11 protein-coding genes and 1 pseudogene are annotated in these 20,250 nt (G+C 71.9%); 7 read left to right on the top strand and 5 right to left on the bottom strand.

Going from position 1 to position 20,250, the window contains the following annotated elements; translation table 11 throughout:
- The first annotated feature begins 35 nt into the window (after positions 1-35).
- Positions 36-2,594, top strand: a complete 2,559-nt coding sequence (locus BL253_RS42200) for a hypothetical protein (protein ID WP_076814290.1) — start codon at positions 36-38, stop codon at positions 2,592-2,594.
- A gap of 201 nt (positions 2,595-2,795) precedes the next feature.
- Here BL253_RS42200 and BL253_RS43495 read toward each other — a convergent pair.
- Positions 2,796-3,371: pseudogene (locus BL253_RS43495) on the bottom strand (HNH endonuclease signature motif containing protein); the annotation flags it as partial.
- 27 nt (positions 3,372-3,398) lie between these two features.
- On the opposite strand from BL253_RS43495, the gene BL253_RS06000 reads away from it, so the two are divergent.
- The 4 genes from BL253_RS06000 to BL253_RS05985 all read left to right on the top strand — a co-directional run bounded on the left by BL253_RS06000 (position 3,399) and on the right by BL253_RS05985 (position 8,749).
- Positions 3,399-5,096: a recombinase family protein gene (locus BL253_RS06000; protein WP_241834575.1), complete on the top strand. Its 1,698-nt coding sequence runs from the start codon at positions 3,399-3,401 to the stop codon at positions 5,094-5,096.
- 1,067 nt (positions 5,097-6,163) lie between these two features.
- A complete protein-coding gene (locus BL253_RS05995; protein ID WP_076814286.1) occupies positions 6,164-6,652 on the top strand; it encodes a hypothetical protein in 489 nt (162 codons plus the stop codon).
- Complete coding sequence (locus BL253_RS42195; protein WP_158230332.1) at positions 6,649-6,918, top strand: hypothetical protein; 270 nt, start codon at positions 6,649-6,651, stop codon at positions 6,916-6,918. Before BL253_RS05995 ends, BL253_RS42195 begins: the two co-directional genes overlap by 4 nt.
- Before the next feature lie 406 nt (positions 6,919-7,324).
- Positions 7,325-8,749, top strand: coding sequence for a hypothetical protein (locus BL253_RS05985; protein WP_076814283.1), 1,425 nt, complete (start codon positions 7,325-7,327; stop codon positions 8,747-8,749).
- Positions 8,750-9,054: 305 nt separating this feature from the next.
- On the opposite strand, the gene BL253_RS05980 is transcribed toward BL253_RS05985, so the two are convergent.
- The 4 genes from BL253_RS05980 to BL253_RS05965 form a co-directional block, all read right to left on the bottom strand.
- Positions 9,055-9,843, bottom strand: a complete 789-nt coding sequence (locus tag BL253_RS05980; RefSeq protein ID WP_241834566.1) for a DUF222 domain-containing protein — start codon at positions 9,841-9,843, stop codon at positions 9,055-9,057.
- 1,626 nt (positions 9,844-11,469) lie between these two features.
- Positions 11,470-14,277, bottom strand: coding sequence for a protein kinase domain-containing protein (locus BL253_RS05975; RefSeq protein WP_420801625.1), 2,808 nt, complete (start codon positions 14,275-14,277; stop codon positions 11,470-11,472).
- 244 nt (positions 14,278-14,521) lie between these two features.
- On the bottom strand, positions 14,522-16,735 hold the full coding sequence (locus tag BL253_RS05970) for a DUF2142 domain-containing protein (RefSeq protein WP_081438043.1): 2,214 nt from the start codon (positions 16,733-16,735) through the stop codon (positions 14,522-14,524).
- 118 nt (positions 16,736-16,853) lie between these two features.
- A complete protein-coding gene (locus tag BL253_RS05965) occupies positions 16,854-17,528 on the bottom strand; it encodes an acyltransferase (protein WP_076814281.1) in 675 nt (224 codons plus the stop codon).
- Between the two features lie 241 nt (positions 17,529-17,769).
- On the opposite strand from BL253_RS05965, the gene BL253_RS05960 reads away from it, so the two are divergent.
- Together BL253_RS05960 and BL253_RS05955 are read left to right on the top strand one after the other, a co-directional pair.
- The gene (locus BL253_RS05960; RefSeq protein ID WP_198946186.1) at positions 17,770-18,750 is read left to right on the top strand and encodes a glycosyltransferase family 2 protein; all 981 of its coding nucleotides are present in this window, start codon (positions 17,770-17,772) and stop codon (positions 18,748-18,750) included.
- A gap of 115 nt (positions 18,751-18,865) precedes the next feature.
- Entirely contained in the window at positions 18,866-20,227 is a 1,362-nt protein-coding gene (locus tag BL253_RS05955; RefSeq protein WP_241834574.1) for a glycosyltransferase, read from the top strand.
- Positions 20,228-20,250: the final 23 nt, after the last annotated feature.

Genomic DNA, 20,250 nt, shown 5'->3' with positions numbered 1-20,250 from the left:
TGGACAGGTCGAGACGGCCGGCTGGGAGGCCCACGGTGAGCGACACGCCGAGCACTGCCCCGGCCGGGCTGTCGGGCAACGATGGGCGGGACGAGCAGCCCATCTCGCACACCGCCCGCCCCTACGTCCGCTCCGCCGCTTCCGCGAACACCGGCCCGCTGCGCACCCCCGGCGCTGGCGGTGCCGCGGGAGCTGGCGGTGCCGCCGATGCCGCCGGTGCCGCCGGTGCCGGTGAGGGTGCCCTGCGGGAGAGCTTCGCCGACCTGGCGGCCGCCGTCGCGGCCGAGCCCGGTTCAGCCGCTGAGCTCGCTGTATACGGCCAGGGCGGCCGTGGCGCGGTCGAGGGCTACGACCCGAGCGCCGCGAACCGTACGGGCGGCCAGCCGCTGCTGCTGCGATCGCTCATCGACCTGCGGGAGGTCTGGCTGCCGTTGCTGGGCGCGGCCAGCGTCCGCAGCGTCACCGTCCTCGGCGCCGAGAACGGCTCCACGACCGGCCTCGTCGTCGAGCTGCTGCGCGCCGGCGGGGGTGGCCGGCTGCTCATCGTCGACCCCGAGCCGGGTCGTGTACCGAGCGCCGGCCGCGGCCTGGACATCGACGTGGTTCGTGACCACGGCGCCGCCGGGCTCGACGGGCACACCCCGACCGACGCCTACCTGATCGACGGCGACGCGAACTACGCCACCGTCGCCGCCACGCTCGCCGCGGTCGACGACGCCGTCCACGAGTTCGGCCGGAACACGTTCCCGCTGGTCATCGTCCACGACGTCGGCTGGCCCACCGGCCGGCGCGACCAGTACCGGGCCCCCGACCGGCTGACCGACGCCGACCTCCAGCCCCACTCCTGGGACGTCGGTGTGACCCTCGACACGTCCGATGCCGTCCTCGGCCGCGGAATGCGCGGCGACGGCGCCTACGCGTGGGCGCTCGCCGAGGGCGGCCCGCGCAACGGGGTGCGCACCGCCGTCGAGGAGTTCGTCGCCGGCCACCCCGAGCTTCGGTTCTTCACCGTCGCGCCGATCCTCGGCCTCGGCGTCGTCGTCGACCGCCGCGCGCCGTTCGCGACCAGGGTCGCCGAGCTGCTGTCGCCCTGGGTGGCCAACCCGCTGCTGGCCCGGTTGGAGCGCAACCGGCTCGAGCTGTACCTGCGGGTGGTCGCGATGCGTGACGAGGGCATGGCCGCCGCCCGGCTGCATCAGCAGGAATGGGCGAAACTCGACGCCGAACGCATGCGGCTGGTCGCGCTCGACATGGAGAAGTCGGACCGGATCGCCCAGCTCGAGCGGGAGCTCGCCGCCGAACGGGCTATGGCCGCCGAGGCGCTGGGCGCCAGGCTGGAAGAACCGCGCCTGGTGGCTGCCGCCCGTTCCGCCGACTCCCGGCTGCGGGCAAGGCTCCGCCGCGGCCCCAGCCGCTACGAGCAGGCCAGGGCCCGGCTCGCCGAGGAGGAGCAGCGCCGCCTCGCCCAGCTCGCCGACCCGGACACGGCCGGCGCCCTTGAGCTGGGTGGCACGACGAGCAGGCTGGCCCTGCCACCCGGCGCCGGCGCGGCCGTCGACGGCTCGCCGGGCGGCGATCTCGGCACGAGCGGGGACGGCGGTCTTGACCGTGGGCCCCATGCGCTGCCCGCGCTTCCGGCAGGTTCGCCCGGCGGGCCGGCGGCCGGCGGCCCGGCCGCCGACATGGCCGCGAGCAGGGGCACAGACCCCGGCAGGGGCGTGGGTGCGGGCAGGGGCGCGGACCCCGGCAGGGGCGTGGGTGCGGCCAGGGGCGCGGACGCCGGAAGGGTCACCGAGGAGCGTCTGCGCGGCCGCCACCGGCCGCACCATCGCGTCGGCGAACCGGACATCGTGGCTGGCGGTCCGGGCCATCAGGAGCCCTCCCTGTGGACACCGGGGCAGCAGGCCTCGGCCGACCCGCCGCGCCGCGCCCGCGCCGCGCGGTCGGTGCCACCGCTTCCTCCGGTGCCGCCCCCGGGGGAGCCGCCCCCGCTGCCGGTACCGCTGGGCGCGGGTTCCGGCGCCGTCCTGCTGACCCCGTCGCCTTCGTCGCCTCCGCTTCCTCCGCTGCCCCCGTTGTCTCCTTCGCCCCTGTCCTTGCCCGACCCGTCCTCGACCGGCGGCGTGTCAGGCCCGCCGCGGGCGTCGTCGCCGCTTCTCCCACCACCGGCCAGCGGGGCCTCGGCTAGCGGGGCGTCGGCCAGCGGGGCGTTGATCGGCGGGGCGTCGACCAGCGGGGCGTCGACCAGCGGGGCACCGGCCAGCGGGGCACCGGCCAGCGGGGTGTCGGTCGGCGGGGTGTCGGTCGGCGGGGCAACGCCGAGCCTGGCGCCGCCGGTGACGCCGATCCAGTCTGGCCGGCCGATTCCCGCCGGCCAGCCCATCCCGCCCGGCTCGGCGGTCCACCCGCCGGACCCGGGCCGGCCCGCCGAACTCGGCGCGCCCGGTCAGCCGCCCCTGTTCGACCGCTCTGGCGTCCCCCGCCGCCGCCGCATGGCCGGCACCTCCGCCATCGATCGGCACGAGCCCCGCCACCGAGCCTCCGGCCGCAACCACAACCCCGAGCGCAACCAGAAGCCCGACCGGCCCTCCTGACCCATCGCCAGGTCCGGTCTCGGGGGATCGGCGAGGACTTGACAGGGCCTGCGAGCGCCAACGTTTCGCCTCACGGAAACTGGGTTAGAAGGGGTCTCTACCCGGTCGTTTCTTGTCGGCGGTGCTGAAGGCTGGCGGTGCTGGGCCGGTCGCTAGCCCACCGGTGTGGTGACCGTCCGCGTTTCGCGTCCGAGAAAAGTGTCAGAAGGGGCATAGGTCTTCCCTGCGCGGTCGCTTCTTGCCGTTGCCGCTGCCGTTGGGGCTGAGATTGGTCGGTCTGTCGACGCATATGGTGGCCCAGTTGCTGGTGTCTTCGTCGGGGAGCGTGCCTTCCTCGTCGTTTGCGGTGGTGTTGACTCGGTAGGTCCGAGCGGTTGGGCTTGTCCAGATGAAGATGCCTGGTTCGGGTTGGTTGAGTGTCCAGCCGCCTCGGTGTTTTGCGGAGTGGTGGTGGCGGCAAAGTAGGCCAAGGTTGTCGAGGGCGGTTGAGCCGCCTTTGGCGTGGGCGATGGTGTGGTCGAGGTCGCAGCGGGTGGCGGGCATTCCACAGCCGGGAAAGACGCATCGGGTATCTCGATGGCGGATGAGGCGGGCGAGTGCCGGGGTCGGGATCCGGCGGTGCCCCAGGTCCAGAACGGTGCCGTTATCCGGGTCAGTCAGGACGCGGCGCCAGTTCGCGTCGGCTGCCAGTCGGCGGCCGATGGTGGCCGGGATCGGGCCGTGGCCGACGAGTTCGGCGGGGTTGTCGTCCAGCCCGGCGAGGGTGCCGACGGCAGCACAGGTCGCATATGTACCTTCCTGTGCATGACGAACGTAGGCCCCGAGGGGGGCGGTAAGCCGGTCATCGATCTGTACGCGCGGCTGTCGTTCGCGGCGGACGGGTCGACGATCAACGTCGATGAGCAGGTCGAGATCGGGACCGAGGACATCAAGCGGCGCGGGGGTGTCCTCGGGCGGGTCTTTAGCCGGGACAACTCCAAGTCGGCGTGGAACCCGAAGGTGGTTCGGCCGGACTGGTTGGAGTTGATGGCCGGGCTGGAGTCCGGTGTTTCCGACGGTGTGTGGGTGCTGGACCTTACTCGGTTCACCCGTAAGCCGATCGAGGGTGAGCGGCTGATCGAGGCGGCGCAGTCGGGTGTTCTCGTCTGGTCCCAGTCGGTTGACTACAACCTGTTGACGGCGGACGGGCGCGCGGCGTTTCGCGACGCGATGAACAAGGCGGCGCACGAGTCCGACAAGACTTCCGAGCGTAGTCGCCGTGGGAAGCGTCGGAAGGCGCGCAGGGGCGTGTGGGTTTTCGGTTCGCGCGGTTACGCGATGCCGAGGTTCGCGCCGGTGCCGCCGGGCTGGGAACCGGGCGATCCGCGATCGATGGTCGAGGATGCGGTGATCGAGGCGGAGAAGGAGATTGTCCGCGAGTGCTATCGGCGGTTGCTCGCGGGCGAAACCAGTGTCTCGGCGCTTGCGGGTGAGTTGAACGAGCGGGGTGTTCCCACGGCGACGGRCGAGCTGTGGGAACGGACCACGCTTCGCCGGACGTTGATCCGCCCCGGACACGCCGGGTTGATCATGTTTGATGGTGTGGCCCATGGGCAGCGTAAGCATTTCGTTCCGACCGTGAGCGAGGACGAATGGAAGCGGCTTTGTGCGCTGCTCTCGGCGCGCGGCCCCGGGCGTCCACTCGGCAGGGTCCATGTTCTGTCTGGGCTCATACGGTGCGGCGAGTGCGGTCGGAAGATGTACGGAACGAAGAACCTGGGCGGGCAGTACCGGTGCAGGCAGCAGCCCGGTAATCATCGGAATCACTGCCCGGGAAATTCCATCGACGCGGGCGTGACGATGGCCGCTGTGGGGACGGCGGTGAAAGCCCGTCTGAGTGATCCGCGCTGGGCTGGGCTGATCGCCCAGCGGACCGCGACCGTGGGTGCGAAGCGGGCGGCACTTCGGACGGAACTCGAATACCTGGAGTCCGAAGCGGACAGCATCGCGGAGAAGTCAAAGCAGTGGGGTTCCAAGCGGGTCGACATAGCGCTGAAACCGATCCTCGCGCGCGTCGAGGAGATCACGGTCGAACTCGACGAGATCGCCGAGGATCAGGCGGTGGTGGTTCCGGCGGATATCGCCGCGCAGGAGTGGGACCGCGCGTATGAAGCCGACGATGTCGACGCTCTGCGAACGATGATTCGACTGGCGTTGCCGAGTCTGACGGTCCGGCGTGCGCTGCGGTGGGGTGACCATTCGGTGTCGCGGTTCGACTGGGACGGCACGGGCGCGGTGGACGTGGCGTTGACACCGTCCACGCGCGACGCGGTGTTGGCCGCCGTGCCGGCCAGCCCGCAGACCATCACCATGAACGAGATCGCTGCGACGGTCGGGCAGTCGCGGACCTCGGTGGACCGGTATCTGCGCGAGCTGCACGCCGAGGGTCTGGTGGTGAAGCGCAACGGCCGCAGCGCGGCCAACCGGTGGGCCCTCGTGTTCAGCCGTCCGCCGCAGGCCTGACGTCCCGGTAACCGTCTCAACGCACGCGGCCCCGTCTCCCTCCTCGGGAGACGGGGCCGCGTCGTTTCCGGCCGGGAGCCGGTCGTAGCGATGGCTACCGGTCGGGTGGTGCCGGGCGTTGTCGCCGCTCGCGGATGACCGTGATCAGGGTGACGATCGCGTCCGTCTGCTCGTCGGTCAGCGGTGGCATCGCGCGCACGGCCGCGCGGATCAAGGCACGGTCAGCGTCGCCGAGGACCACGGCGGAGGCGGCCGGGACTGGCGTGGGCAGGGTTTCGGGCGGGTCCTGGGCGTGTGGTGCGGGTGCATCAGGGCTCCTCGGGGACGTGGACGAACGGGCGGGGGACGGCGGGCGGCGGCTGGTGGTGGTGGGCGGCGGGGCGTGGTCCAAGCAGCCTCCAACGCGGATGTCCGGCCGGCACCGGACGAGCGCAGCGGGGGCAAGGCAAAACAGGCCCTACAACCAATACAACGCCCAGCCGCCACCGATCGTTCCAAACAGAGCTAAACAGCCGTAAACGAACGTCACCGGCGGGACGAGTGCCCGCTCGGCCAGCGGGCGGCGGGTGCGGCATGGGAGGTAACCGGTAACCGCCCCGCCCACTCGGCGCGGGGCCGTAGGGCCGGTTTCGGGGGTGCGGTGGCCACGGCCGTTACTGGTTACACGTCGGCATCGGTGCAGCTCGCCGGCGGTGGCGACGGTAACCACGCAGGTAACCGCCCGGTTACCCCCCAGCCCGGTGGTTACAGCGCTGCGCGTGCCGAGCGGTGTAGCGGGTAGCGGCGGCATCGGGGACGTCACGCCCGGTTGGGCCGGTTTCGAGCCTCGGACGAGTCGGGGCGCTACCCGCTACACACCGGCATCTGTGCAGGCCAGATGCCGTGCCGGGTGTCGCGGCGGGTGTAGCGGTGGCGCTACACCCGTGCCGGGCCGCTACAGGACTCCCGGCTGAACCGAGGGCGGGCGGGTGTCCGGCGCGCAGCACCGTACCGGCGTACCGGTTGCAGCCTGTTTCGTCGTCCGCGCGGAGCGTGTCATGGCCGTAGGACGGCGAAGGGAGCAGGMGGTGACGGTCGTGACGGTCGACGTGGAGGGCAGCGGCCTCGGGTCGGTACGGGTCGTACTCGGGCCGGTGGCGCTGCCACGCAAGGCAGGGGTGCTGTTGGATGCCGAGCCGTGGCCGGACTGGGTACCGGCGGGGGTGTATCCGGCGCACGCGGTGGCGGGACGACTGGCCCGCGCGGGCCGGTCGGTGGTGGCGGTGGCGTGTCCGGCGCTGGTGTCGCCTGCCCGGTCGATGCTCGCGCTCGGGGTCGGCCGGGCGCTGGCGGACCGGCGGGCGGCGGACGGGGCGGGGCCGGCGCCGGTGGTGGTCTGTGGGGTCCGGCCGCACTGTGCCTGGCACGTGGGCGTGGTGATCCTGCCGCATCCGGTGACGATCCACGCGCCCGGCGGGCCGCAGTACCGCGTGGTGTGGGAGATCCTCGACTGCGACCGCGCCCCGGACTGGGCGGCGGTTCTGCGGCCGGCGGGCGTGTGGCCGGTGGCGGCATGAGCCGGGCAAGGTCGACGTCGGTCGGGTCGGTCACGACGATCAAGCTGACACCGGGCATGACAGCGTCCGAGCTGGCGGAGCAGGCCGCACGGTTGCCGGATGGGGCGGTGTTCGTCGCCGGGTTCGGGGACGTCGGGGTGGTGCTCGCGTTCGGCCCGCCGGACGGGTCCGCCACTGAACGGGACCTGCTCGCGGCGGTCGTCGGGTCGCTCGCGCCCGAGGACTTCGCACCCGGACGGGCCGGTAGCGACCCCGCCGACGGGTAACGGTGCCGCAACGCCCTCCGTTACGGCACCCACCGGCGCTGACCTGCACCGATAGGACGTGTAGCGGGTAACGGCCCAGACCGCACCGGCCCGGAAACAGCCCGCTCACGGCCCCGGGAACCCCACCCGGCCGCTACCCGGGTGGCGGYCGGGGCCATCCGCCACCCGAGGCCCGAGGTCCGACAACCACGGTTGTCGGGCGAGACGCGGCGCAGCGTGACCCGGGGCAGGCTGCGGAATCCGACCCGCTTGCAGGAGTAAGCACCGTGCAAGCGCAGGTAGCGGGGGCGGGCACGGGGTGCAAGTGGGTTGCAGACCCGGCAGCACGGCGAGAACCCCTACGGAACGGACCGACCCGGCTACGATCGTGAACATCAGTGATCCGGCGGGAGCTGGAGGACACCGGATGACATCCCACCCTCGCGCGCAGCGCAGGCCACCGCCTACCACACCCGCACTGCTCGCCCTCGTCGACGAAGTCCAGCGACTGATCGACACACGCGGGCTGAACTACACCCTCCTTGCCGACCGGACGGGTTTCTCCCGCACACACGTGAAGAACCTCGCCGAGGGCAGGGTTCTGTCCGTCACCGGGTTCACCGCACTCGACACCGCCTTGGGCGCGCAACACGCCCTGTTGCGCATGCGCGACAAGGCTTTCACAGAGCGGGAAGCGGCCYGCCACGGCTACACCACCCACGACCCCGATGAAGAGACGACGGCGGTACCGGTACCGCCGTTGGTGCAAATCGGTGGCGACCCGTCGCCGCGCGGCCCGCTGGAGGTGGGAACGATGAACCGACGTGATCTGTTCGCGCTGCTCGGTGCCGGAACGGCACTGGGCGCGATTCCCGCGCTCACCCCGACGGACCGGCTTCTCCTGTTGGAAGGAACCGCGCGGGCAGACAGCATTCTTCCCGTCGTGGACGCACAGATCTCCGGACTCGCGAACGCCTACCGCACCACGCCACCCACCGCGCTGATCAGCCAGATTGACAGCGTCCAACGGCTGATCGACGGAATACAGGCGAACCTCACGCTCCGGCCCGCCGACAGCGCCCACCTGTGGCACGCGGCGACGATCACGGCCGGGCTTCGCGGATGGGTCCACAACAACGCAGGCGACACCGACGCGGCCCGTGTCTCCCTTGCCGAAGCGCACAAACGGGCGGATCTTCTCGACGATGACAACCTGATCGCGTGGACCCGCTACATGCAGGCCATCGTCGAGGACTACGCCGGAAACCCCGCCGGCGCACAGCAATACGCGAACGACGGTCTACGCCACGCCCGCACCGGCCCRCAACGCGCACTGCTGCTGAGCGATGCCCTTGCCCCGACAAAAGCAGGACTAGGAGACGGTGGCGGAGTCGACGCCGCCGTCGGCAAGGCGATGGACATCACCCACAGTCTCTCACCCACAGAACAGGGACCCGCGACAGGCAATACAATTATTGACGATCTAACCACCTATTCCCTGTCTTCAGCCTCAATGGCGGCGTCACTCGCCTACGCACGCCTAGGGCGTCCCGAGAAGGTGCGGGAAGTCGCCCGGCCGATTATCGATTCTAGGGAAAGTGACTATAAACCGTACATTCTTCTGGACGAGGCTCTCGCGGTCGCCCGCAGCGGGCAGTACGACCCGGAACGTATTGGGGCGCTCGTCGGGCAAGGACTCACCTTGGCACTTCCATTCCAGGCTGCCCACGTCGAGAGCCGCGTGAAGAAGATTCACCGCGCCGTAGAGCCGATCAAGAGCCATCCCGCCATCGGCGAACTCGTCGACACCACCCGCACATGGCGGGAACAGCAGCGCGCCCTACCCGCCTGACCCGCGCGGGCCGCTCGCCTTGACCCTGCCTCGGCGGTGCTAGCAATTGTTAGCACCCTGCAAGCGCAGCTCAGAGCCAATCTCGGCCGTGAGCGCCGCGTTCGCTAAGGTTGGCCGCCTGCATGATCGGTGTCTGTGCCCCGCCGTGGTCGTGGACGGGCCAGGAATACGACCATGGGAGGGCACAAGCCGCGATCATGCTAGGCGGTGGGACCGGCCAACCCGCCAGAGGCGGAGCAAGCAGCTCCTCGCCCTGACGCCACTTGACTATGATCCACATCTGCCGGCAAGCGAAGGAACGCAGCTCAGGCCGCTTGTATCCAGATCTTCACAAATGTGGCCCTTGACGCGGCGACGACCTGGATCTCGACCTTCACCAGCTCGCGGCGGTTGCCCAACAGCAGCGCGGCCAGGACGTCGGCTCGCCGGGCGTCGATCGGCCGTCTGACGCCGTCGGCTCGGGCATCCGCCCTGGCGATTCCATCGATCCGGTCGAAGATCGCGCGTGCGTCCGCCGCCGTCAACGTCGCCGAGAGCAGGCCCATGCCGTCCTCCAGCGCCTTGACGGCGACCCCGCGCTGAGCGTGGGCGTCCTTGTGCCGGCGCGCGGCGGCGTCCGGATCGATCCGAGCCACGATCCGGTGCAGTTTGYGGCGCCACTGCGATGGCGACTTCAACCGGGCACCGGCCAGCATCCGCGCCTCGACCGTGGCTCGCTGCCCGTCGGACAGCGCCTGGGTGACGTCATGCAGCGCGAGTAGCCGGGGGTGGTCCAGCTGGCCTGCGCTCAGCGCGTCGAGCGCGTCGGGGACCTGATGGGCGATGTCCCAGGCCTGCGCGAGCCGGGCGGAAGCGGTACGCGGGGACTGACCCAGCTCGGCGGCCAACTCGTCGGCGAGGAACTCCGAGTACGGCCCTGCGTCCTCGCCGCCGTCGGGAGGTGCGGGTCGAAGCCGGGCGAGCTGGACCTGCGCCCGGATCGTCAGCCCCTGCAGCCGGGACGCCAGCCGGACCAGTCCCACCACCAGGTCAAACGCCTCACGCTCGGCGCAGCCCGCCAACCCGGCCAGCACCGCGTCGAATGCGGCATCCACAACCTTCAGCCGCCCCGACGGCCCATCGTCAGGCCCAGCGGCCACTGCCTCGGCCTGGCTGCCACCGTCCCAGGAACCCCCCGGGCGGTCTGGGGAGCCTGAGTGGGCGGGGGAGTCCGCGTGGTTCAGAGAATCCGGGCGGCTCGGGGAGCCTGGGTGGGTGGCGAAGCCCGGGCGGTCTGGGGAGCCTGGGGGAGCGGAGGAACCCGGGCGGTTCAGAGAATTCGAGCGGTCCGGGGAGCCTGAGCGGGTGGCGAAGCCTGGGCGGCCTGGGGAGCCTGAGTGGGCGGGGGAGTCCGCGTGGTTCAGAGAATCCGGGCGGCTCGGGGAGCCTGGGTGGGTGGCGAAGCCCGGGCGGTCTGGGGAGCCTGAGGGAGCGGAGGAACCCGGGCGATCCGAGGAGCCCGAGCCGGTCGAGGCGGCGGGGCACGTCGGAGGGCCGGTGTTGGTGGGATCGGATGGGCCGGATGCGTCCGGGGCGGCGATGGCCGGCGCCTTGGCGGTGGTCGGACCGGCGGGGAGCCTGGACGCGCCAGGCGCATCGACCGAGCCCGACACGGAAGACGCCGCGGACAGCGCCTCGAGTCCTTCGTCCGCGTCGACGGGCGTCCGGGCATCGGCGGCGTTCGTGCGGCAAGGGTGTACCACCGATCGAGACGACGACCGTCGTGGCGGGACGCCGGACTGGGACGGCCTGGAACCGACGGGCCGAGAGGGGGATCCAGATCGAACACCTCGTCGCGGCGGGGCGGTATCCGCGGAAACCGCCGGTGCGTCGGGTGACGACAGAGCACGGCCGTCACGCATATCGAACATGTGTTCATCGTAGTCCGGAATGAGAGAAAAGCAACCGGCCCTGAATGCCGACAACGGACATCCGACCGCGTCGGACTCGTCATCCCGACTGCCCTCCCAACTTGGATGGAGGGGGTAACTGGAATGCACTCCCCGGTTCACCTATCCGGCGATCTTCGCGGTGTTCGGGGCCGCTCATCTGCCGCTCGATGAGCGGCAGATGAGCGGCCTCAACAGTCGAGCCGGCTACCATGACATGCCTTAAACGGGCGGTACCTGCCTGCATTGCGTAAGGGTGAGAAACTTCTATCTCCTCCCGCGAGGCCGGTGATATGGATGAGGTCGCGGCACTCGTGGCCATGGCGAACTATATCTTGAAACGGTCCGATCACTGGATCGCCGTCGCTATGGAATCGTGCACCGATAAGTTCCGGCTTGCCGGTGACCTGGTCATCACTATGGTCTCGCGCCTGGTCGGYGGTGCGTGCTGAACGCGGCCACCTCGGCCGATGCCKCGGCACGCTATTTCCGCGGGATCAGGATTCCGTAAGATCGCGATCTCCGCAAAATCGCGATAATTGGCCGGTATGCCAGCTGAACGGCGGCTCCGACCGGTCCTCTGGCCCTTGCCTCTGATCCGTGGCTGTTCTCCGGATCCGTGGCTGTGTCGTAGGTCTGTGGCTGTGTCGTAGGTCTGTGGCTGTGCTGTAGATCAGATGCTGCGTGACAGATCCGTGGCTGTTCTCCGGACCCGTGGCTGCTCCCTGATCCGTGGCCGCCGTAGGTCTGTGACTGCGTCGTAGATCCGTGGCCGCCCCGTGGAGGCGGTCGTCAGCAGACGGGGCGGTAGGGGGCCTCGGGGATGTAGTGCCGCCACTGGACGGGATCCAACTGGGCGGATCCGGTGCGGCAGGCGGTCGCCAGCAGCCTGGTGTCGTCGAGCGGGGTCAGCCGTGCGGTGTGGTCGGCGGCGGCGGTGAGGACCGACTGGCCGTCAGGGGTGAAGGCAAGGTCCTGGATCCAGTCGGCGTGGCCGGAAAGCCTGCCGACGGCGGCGGACCGCCCGCTCGTGGTGAGGTCCCAGAGATGGACCGTGTTGTCGCGGCCGGCGGTGGCGAGCATGCGGCCGTCGGGGCTGAAGGCCAGCGTGAGCACCCAGCGGGAATCCGCCTTGATCGTCTCAAGGAGGCGCGGGTGGCTCGGGTCGGTGACGTCCCACAGGCGCGCGGTGCCGTCATAGCCACCGGTGGCGAGCTGACGGCCGTCCGGGCTGAAGGCCACAGCCCAGACGTAGTCGGTATGACCGGACAGGGTGGCCAGCTCGCGGGGACGACGGGGGTCGCCGATCTCCCAGAGGCGGGCCGTGTGATCGGTGCTCGCCGTCGCCAGCAGCCGGCCGTCGGGGCTGAACGCGACCTGGCGTACCCAGCCGGTGTGGCCGGTCAGGACGCTCAGCTCCGTCGGGTGCCTCGGGTCTCGGACGTCCCAGATCCGGGCTGTGTCGTCGTAGCCGGACGATGCCAGCAGGCCGCCGTCCGGACTGAACGCGACGGACAGCACATAGCCCTCGTGGCCGGTCAGCGTCGCGATCTTCACCGGGCTGGCCGGCTTGCTCACGTCCCACAGACGCACGGTGCGGTCGTAGCCCGCCGTGGCGAGGAGGGTCCCGTCCGGGCTGAAGGCGGCGGCGGTGACCCAGCCGTCGTGCCCGCTCAGCACCGCTAGCGGCGCGGGTAGACCAGCCTGCCCGGGAGGAGCGGATGGCCCGGGAGACGCGGATGGCCCGGGAGACGCGGATGGCCCGGGAGACGCGGAAGGCGCGGGCCGCGCGAGCGACGGTGCCTCCCCGGACGGCGTTCTCTGAAGGGGCGTCTCCTGAAGGGCCGTCCCCTCGGTCTGACCGGTCAGTGCCGCGAGGTCCCAAAGACGGGTGGTGCCGTCGGCGGACGCGGTCGCGGCGAGCCGGCCGTCGAGGCTCACGGCGACGCCGAGCACCGACGCGGTATGCCCGGGAAGCGGGCTCGCCGCGGCGGCGGCGAACGAGGTGCGCAGACTCGCCCGGGCGGCCGGGGCCTGGTTGATCCGGAAGGCGGCGAGGCTCAGCGCGTCGGCCAGGCCGGCGTCGGTGGAACGGATCTCATCGGCGGACGTGGCGACCGCCGCGGCGAGCGCGGCCGGCGTCGGGCTTGACGCGGGTGCCCGCCCGAGGACCACCGGGATCAGGACCGCGATCAGTATCAGCGCGAGCAGCGGGGTGATCATCAGGGAGCCGTGGCGCAGCCGGTCTTGCCAGGTCCGCCCCGGCGGGCCGGGGTACCCGCCGAGGGCTTCACCACCGGTCGGGCCGTCGTCGCCGAAGGGTGCGCCGACGCCGCCCGGCCCGCCCGCCGCGTCCCCGGCGACCCCGCGCGTGCCAGAGGTTCCGGCGGCCCCAGCCCCAGTCCCAACGGCGGCCAGGGGTGGGTCGGCGTCCGTGGGCCCGTTGGTGCCAATGCCAGGTCCGGCACCGCCGCCCGCGGCCGCGCCCGGCGGCTGGCCGGGGATCGCGCCCGAGCGGATCGCCCGGCTCACCGCCGGGTCGGGGTGGGTCGGCGGGCCCATGCCGACCAGGCGCATGAAGAGCTCCTGGGCGGTTGGGCGCTCCGCGGGGTCCTTGCGCATCGCGTGCTCGACGATCGGGCGCAGCGCCGGGCCGAGGCCTTCCAGGTTCGGTTCCAGGTGCACGACCCGGTAGAGCTGGACCGGCGTCGGCCCGTCGCCGAAGGGCAGCACGCCGGTGCTCGCGTAGGTGACCAGTCCGCCCCAGGCGAAGACGTCCGCGGCGGCCGTCACCAGCCGGCCGTTGGCCTGCTCGGGGGCCATGAACGCCGGCGTGCCGATCCGCTGGATGTCGTGGCTCAGCACGCCGTGCGCGTCGGTGGCCCTGGCGATGCCGAAGTCGATGACGCGCGGGCCGAGGGAGGAGAGGATCACGTTCGACGGTTTGAGGTCGCGGTGTACCAACCCGGCGCCGTGGATCGCGGTCAGCGCGGCGGCGACGCTGACGGCCAGCCGTTCCAGGTCGCCGGTGCGCAGCGGGCCGCCGGCGAGCACGGCGTGAGTGAGCGTCAGCCCGTCGATGTACTCGGTGACCAGGTAGGGCGGCCCATCCGGCGGGTCGACGACCTCGAGCACCTCCGCGGTACAGAACCGGGCGACCCGGCGCGCTACGTCCGCCTCGCGCAGGAACCTCTCCCGGAACTCGGGCAGCCGGGCCAGGTCCGCCCGGATCATCTTGATCGCGACCAGCCGCAGGTCACCCTCGATGCCGTTCGGCCCGATCTTCGCCGCCCCGCCGATCGCCCCGCCGATCGTCGTGTCGTCGGCCGGATTGTCACCGGGCGCGGCATCGCTGAGCGCCGTCCCTCTGAGCGCCGTCCCTCTGAGCGCCGTCCCTCTGAGCGCCGCCCCGCTGAGCGCGGCACCGCCGGGTGGCCCGCCGCCGGGGGAGGCGGCGGGTATCGACCGGCCGTCGCGAAGCGGGCCGACGCCGAGGTAGACGGTGCCCATCCCGCCCTCGCCGAGCCGGCCGATCAGCTGGTAGCTGCCCAGCTCCTCGGGATCGTCGGCGGAAAGCGGGTCGGCGGCGACGGCGCCCAGCGGGTGCGTCGGATGCGTCGGAAGGGTGAGTCCCTGGGGGACCGTCAGCGCCTGCTGCGCTGGCAGGTTCGCGGCCGTGGGTGGGAAGGCGAGCGTCTGGTGCTGGTTGCGACGCACAGACCACCCCCGACCGAGCCGGTCGCCCTTCCCCGACAGGTCTTCAGTCTGCGGCCCCACCCGCGACGCCGTGGCGTCACAATCCAATTACCGTAAGTAGTTCCTGTTTGCGGGCCCTGCCGGGGGATCAGTCGCGGCGATGGCGATGGGCGCCGGGACGGCGGGGGATGGACATCGTCTGCTCCGCCTCGTTCGGCGGTTCGGGACCGAGACCGAACGGGGCGGCGGAGTCAGCAGGGCCGCCAGAGCCAGCGGAGCCACCAGAGCCAGCGGAACCGCCCGGGCCAGCAGGGCCGCCCGGGCCAGCAGGGCCGCCCGGGCCAGCAGGGCCGCCCGGGCCGGCGGGAGCGGTCGGGTGCGCACCGGTGCGGCCACCCGGGCCGCCGGTGAACCAGTCGTAGCCACCCGCCGCGCCGTCCACGCCGCCGGTCGCCGCGAGCGCCGGCGCCGGCGTGCCGCCCCGGCGCGCGTGGTCGTCGCGTTCGCCCGGGTCACGCGGCACCGGGCGGATCGCGAAGACCACCGACCAGACGATGATCGCCAGTAGTGCCAGCGCGCACAGGCCGATCACGATCTCGACCGCGAGCTCCGGCCACGGCGACCAGGCCGACAGGTTGGAGAACCCGGCGCGCGGTCCGCCGCCCGGGCCTTCCCACCAGCGGCGGAACAGCATCTGGCCGGCGATGCCCTGCATCACGAGCGCAGCGGCGAGCACCAGCGGCGGGGCGAACCGGGAGAACCGGCCCGTCGAGGCGGCGCCCGCGCCGACCGCGACGGCCAGCGCCGCGATCCCGGCGAACAGGTACCGGCCGGAGATGCCGCTGACGTAGTAGGTCCGGTGGAAGTGCAGCCCGGACTGCAGCGTCATCAGGGCGAACAGGCCCGCCGTTGGCCACACCATCAACAACAGGTCGACCCGTCGGGTCGCCCCCCGTGCCTGCGCGATCCCGACGGCGACGAGCACCGCGATCACCGCGGTGCCGATCCGGGCCGCCAGCTCCGGCACGTGCGCCTCGAACCAGCCGAAGTCGCCCCACCAGCGCAGGATCGTGCCGTTGACGAGCACGTCGGCGTACTCGCCCCAGCCCGACAGCTTGCTGCCGGGTGTGAATCCTGGCGTCGACGGCTGGAAGGAGTGGTAACGGGCGATGTTGACGACGAACCACCAGGCACCGAAGGCGAGCGCCGCGACCGCCCCGACCAGCAGCGGCCGCCAGGGGAAGCGCGCGGCGCCGGTCCGTACCGCCGGCCCGGCCGCGGCCTCGGCGAGCAGGAACGGGGTGGAGTCCCCACCGCCGCGCCGGCCGCCCGCGGCGGTGCCGAGCCCTGCCACGGCGGTGCCGACCCCTCCCGTGGCGGCGTCGCTGACGTGCGCGGCGGCGCCGCGATGGGCCGTGGCGGCGCCGGACCCGGCCGCGCCGGCATCGGGTGCCTGGGCACCGGCCTGGGCCAGGGCCTTGCGGGCGCGCCGCCAGGCCAGCAGGTAGGCCGCGATCGCCATCGGGACGAACACGACACCCAGCGACTTCGACAGCATCGTGAGGCCGAGGAACGCGCCGAGCCAGCAGGCTGTGCGCAGCGACGTGTCGCCGCGCAGCACGTAACACAGCGCGAGGGTCGTGAGCGCTCCGCCGAGCACCAGCAGCGCGTCGTTGTTCACGCTCGACCCGATGTGGGTGAGCATCGGAACCGCCAGCGGCGCCAGCGCGGCGACCCGGCCGGCGACGCGGCTCTCGGTAAGCCGGTCCGCGGCCGCCCAGGCCAGCAGCGGCAGTGGCGCGACCATCAGCACACTCATCAGCCGCAGCAGGCCGATGACAAGGTCGAACCGCAGGTCCTGGGGCGCGCCCGGCGGCAGTTTCACCAGCGCCGCGCCGGCCAGGTAGTAGAGCGGCGGATGCTGCAGCATCTGCTGCACGTCGGGTGCCGGCTGGCCGGGCCTGGCCAGCTCGCCCCACTCGGGCCGGTCCGTGCGCGCGGGGGCGTCCGCCTCCGTGAACGGCCCGACGGCGAGCTCGCGCGGCTTGTCCCGGGTGCCGTAGGGCGCGGCGGCGATGGAGCCGACCGTCTCGGGCGAGACAAGGRCATGCCCGGTGGGCGGCCAGCCCTTGCCCTCGGCCAGGCGCATCACGGCGTCGACGTGGTGCGGCTCGTCCGGTGCGTGGTACTGCGGCACCAGCGCCGACCAGGTGCCCAGCAGCAGGGCGAACGCGGCCGTGATCAGCCAGACGGGCGCCGGTACGGACCGCAGCACCCGCCACGGCCGGAACCGCACCTCAGGCGGCAGGAGCTGGCGGGCGTCGGCGACGGCCGGATGCCGGCCTTCCACAACAGTGGGCACAGTGAAAGACCCCCCGGGCGATGGACGCCTGTCATCGTAGGGGCTCACTGGCGCGCCGCCAGCAACGGATATACCTGATCGGCCCAATTCGCGCCGCCCGGACGGAGCGAACCAGAGACTAGGACCAGGTGTCGGCGGTGCCGACGCCCTTCGCGGGCGAGCCGGCGACGATCGCCTTGGCCGGGACGTCCCGGGTCACCACGGCTCCGGCGGCGACGATGGCGCCCTCACCGATGGTCACACCCTTCAGCACGATCGCCCCGGCGCCGATCCAGACGTGGTCCTCGATCACGACCGGCGCGCTCTGCGGCTGCTGCACGCCGTCGACGACGATCGGGTGGAAGTCGTTGTCCATGATCTGGGTGTTCCACGAGATCGTGCAGTGCTCGCCGATGGACACCCGTTCGCGGACCAGGATCTTCGCGAAGCCGTTGATGTTCACCCCGTGGCCCAGCTGTAGCAGCCCGGAGTCGACGACCACCCGCACACCGCGCTGCAGCGAGACGACGCCCTCGCAGCGCAGCCGCCCTTCGGGATGCACCCGCACGACGGACGAGTCGTGCTTGGTGGACAGGCCGAACGAGCCGAGGCCGACCCGCATCACCCCGCCGGGGGCGAACTCGAAACGCTCGTGGCCCTCGATGATCGTGCGCGAGCCAGTCCAGATCGGCTTGCCATAGGCCAGCGGATAGCGCAGCCCGGCGACGAACGCCAGCGCGGACGTCTCTCCGCCCCCGTGCAGGGCACGGACATGCTGGACATACTCGCGGAGATCACTCCTGAACGCACCCACGGCAAACCAGACTAGGCGCCGCCGCGCCGCCCGCCCGCACCGGGGCCAAAGCCGGTCACGCCCGATGACGGGCGCACGGCAGTCGTCGCATAACGTGTCCACAGCCTGCCCACTGTCTGGGTCTGCGCCACAACGTGTCACCCTGAACGGCGCAGAGGCCATCGGCGGCGTCACCAGGTCCGCCCGCGCGCCCGGTGGCCGAGGCCGCTCAGTTCCGCACGCGACCGGGAGTCAGACCGACGTGAGTGTCAGCGCCATCCGCCAGCCCCACCCCTCGGACGCGTCCATGCTCACCGCGCCCGGCGACGACGAGCAGGCCTCGGTCCAGCGAGACGCGCCGTACGTGACGATCGTGCTGCCGTGTTTCAACGAGCAGGACCACGTCGTCATGGAGCTTGAGCGGATCACCAGGGCGATGGACGCCAGCCGCTACAGCTACGAGCTGCTGGTGATCGACGACAAATCGACCGACAACACGCTCGCGGTGCTCTACGAGGTGGCGTCCCGTTACCCGCGGATGCGGCTGATGCCGTTCCGGCGTAACGGCGGCTCCGGCACCGCCCGCCGGATCGGCACGCGGGACGCCCGCGGTCAGATCGTCGTGTGGACCGACGCCGACATGACCTACCCGAACGAGCGGATCCCCGAGTTCATCAAGTACCTCGACGACCACCAGGACGTCGACCAGGTGGTCGGGGCCCGGCTCACCGAGGAGGGCACCCACAAGTGGGCCCGGGTGCCGGCTAAGTGGTTCATCCGCATGGTCGCGCAGCGGCTGTCCGGGATGAGGATTCCCGACCTGAACTCGGGTCTGCGCGCGTTCCGCCGTGAGGTGTCGCTGCCCTACCTGCGGCTGCTGCCGCCCGGGTTCTCCTGCGTCACCACGATCACGATGGCGTTCCTGTCCAACCAGCACCCGGTGGACTACATCCCGATCGACTACGCGAAGCGGTCCGGGAAGTCGAAGTTCCACCCGTTCCGGGACGCGCGCCGATACATCCTGCAGGTCCTGCGGATGGTCATGTACTTCGACCCGATCAAGGTCCTCATGCCGGTGGCGCTGTGGATCATGGGCCTTGGCTTCGTGAAGCTGATCTACGACGTCATCCGATACAACTTCCACGTCACGACGTCGACGATGCTGGCGATCCTGGTCGGCTTCCAGATCGCGGTTCTCGCGCTGATCGGCGACCTGGTCGCCCGCTCCCGTGGCAGCTCCTGATCCGTCGACGGCCACCGGAACCGGGATCGGAACCAGAACCGTGATCGGGACCGGCGGCAGGGGCGGGAACGGGAGCGGGGGCGGCGCGCCCACCGGCCGCCGGCCGCGTGTCGCGATCGTCGGGCCGACCCATCCGTACAAGGGCGGGATCGCGCAGCACACCACGGAACTCGCCCACCGGCTGGCCGCACGTGGTCACGACGTGTGGATCGAGTCGTGGAGCGAGCAGTACCCCGCCCGGCTCTACCCCGGCCAGCAGCGCGTCGACGTGCCCGAGATGGAGCCGTTCCCGGCCACGGGCTACCCGCTGTCGTGGCGGCGGCCCGACGGCTGGGCGCGGCTCGGCCGCCGGCTGCGGGCCACCGCCGACGTGGTCATCGTCGTCGTGGTCACCCCCATCCAGGCTCCCGCCTATCTGGGCATCCTCGCGGGCCTGGGCCGCTCCCGGCCGCGGGCGGGCACTCGCGGCGGCACCCGTGCCAGCCGGGGCGGACGCCCGCCCGGCGCGTCCGCCGGCCCGGCCCGGCCGTTCGTGCTCGCGCTCTGCCACAACGTGCTGCCGCACGAGCGCCGGCCGGTCGACGAGCCGTTGATCAGGGCCGTGCTGCGCCGTGCCGACGCCGTTCTCGTCCATACCGACGCCGAGGCGGCCCGGGCGGCGGCACTGACCGGGGCACCCGTGCACGTCGCCGCGATGGCCCCCCACCTGTGGGCCGCGCCGACCCGCCGAATGCGCCCGGAAGCCGACGGAACCGTGGACACCGACGCGACCGCGAACACCGTGAACGCCGCCGGGACCGAGGGTGCCGCCGGGACCGAGGGCGTGGCCGGGACAGGCGGTGCCGCGCTGGCCGCCGGTGACCGGGCACCTCGGCGGCGGTTGCTGTTCTTCGGGCTGGTACGTCCCTACAAGGGGCTGGACGTGCTGCTGCGGGCCCTCGCGGCGGGGCCGCCGGACGTCGCGCTCACGGTCGCGGGCGAGTTCTGGGGCGGGGCGGACGAGACCAGGGCGCTCATCGCCGAACTCGGGCTCGCCCACCGGGTCGAGCTGCGTCCCGGCTATGTCGACGCGGCCGACGTGCCGGCGCTGTTCGACGCCGCGGACGCGCTGGTGCTGCCCTATCGCGCCGGTACCGCGTCGCAGAACGTCGATCTCGCGYACCTGCATGGCCTGCCGGTCGTCGCGACGTCGGTCGRCACCCTGCCCGCGGCCGTCGCCGACGGGGTGGACGGCCTGCTGGTCCCGCCGCGGGACCCGGAGGCGCTGGCCGCGGCGCTGCGCCGCCTCTACGAGCCCGGGATGCTCGCGGCGCTGGCCGCCAAGGTGTGCCCGCCGGACACCGCCGGTGGCTGGGAGCGGTACCTCGACGTGCTTGCCGGCGCCGCCCTGGGCGAGACCGCGCCAGGCGAGACCGCGCCAGGCAAGGCGGCGTCGGGCGAGACCACGTGGGGCGAGGTCATTGAGCACAATAAGTAAGCGTTAGAGAGCTGTCCGTACTC

Source organism: Pseudofrankia asymbiotica (assembly GCF_001983105.1).
GTDB classification, from domain to species: domain Bacteria; phylum Actinomycetota; class Actinomycetes; order Frankiales; family Frankiaceae; genus Pseudofrankia; species Pseudofrankia asymbiotica.
This window is presented reverse-complemented; position numbering and strand designations above follow the sequence as displayed.

Bases quoted from the DNA above. Each gene is read 5' to 3' on its own strand.
- BL253_RS42195 (WP_158230332.1), top strand. From the start codon at position 6,649: ATGAGCCGGGCAAGGTCGACGTCGGTCGGGTCGGTCACGACGATCAAG.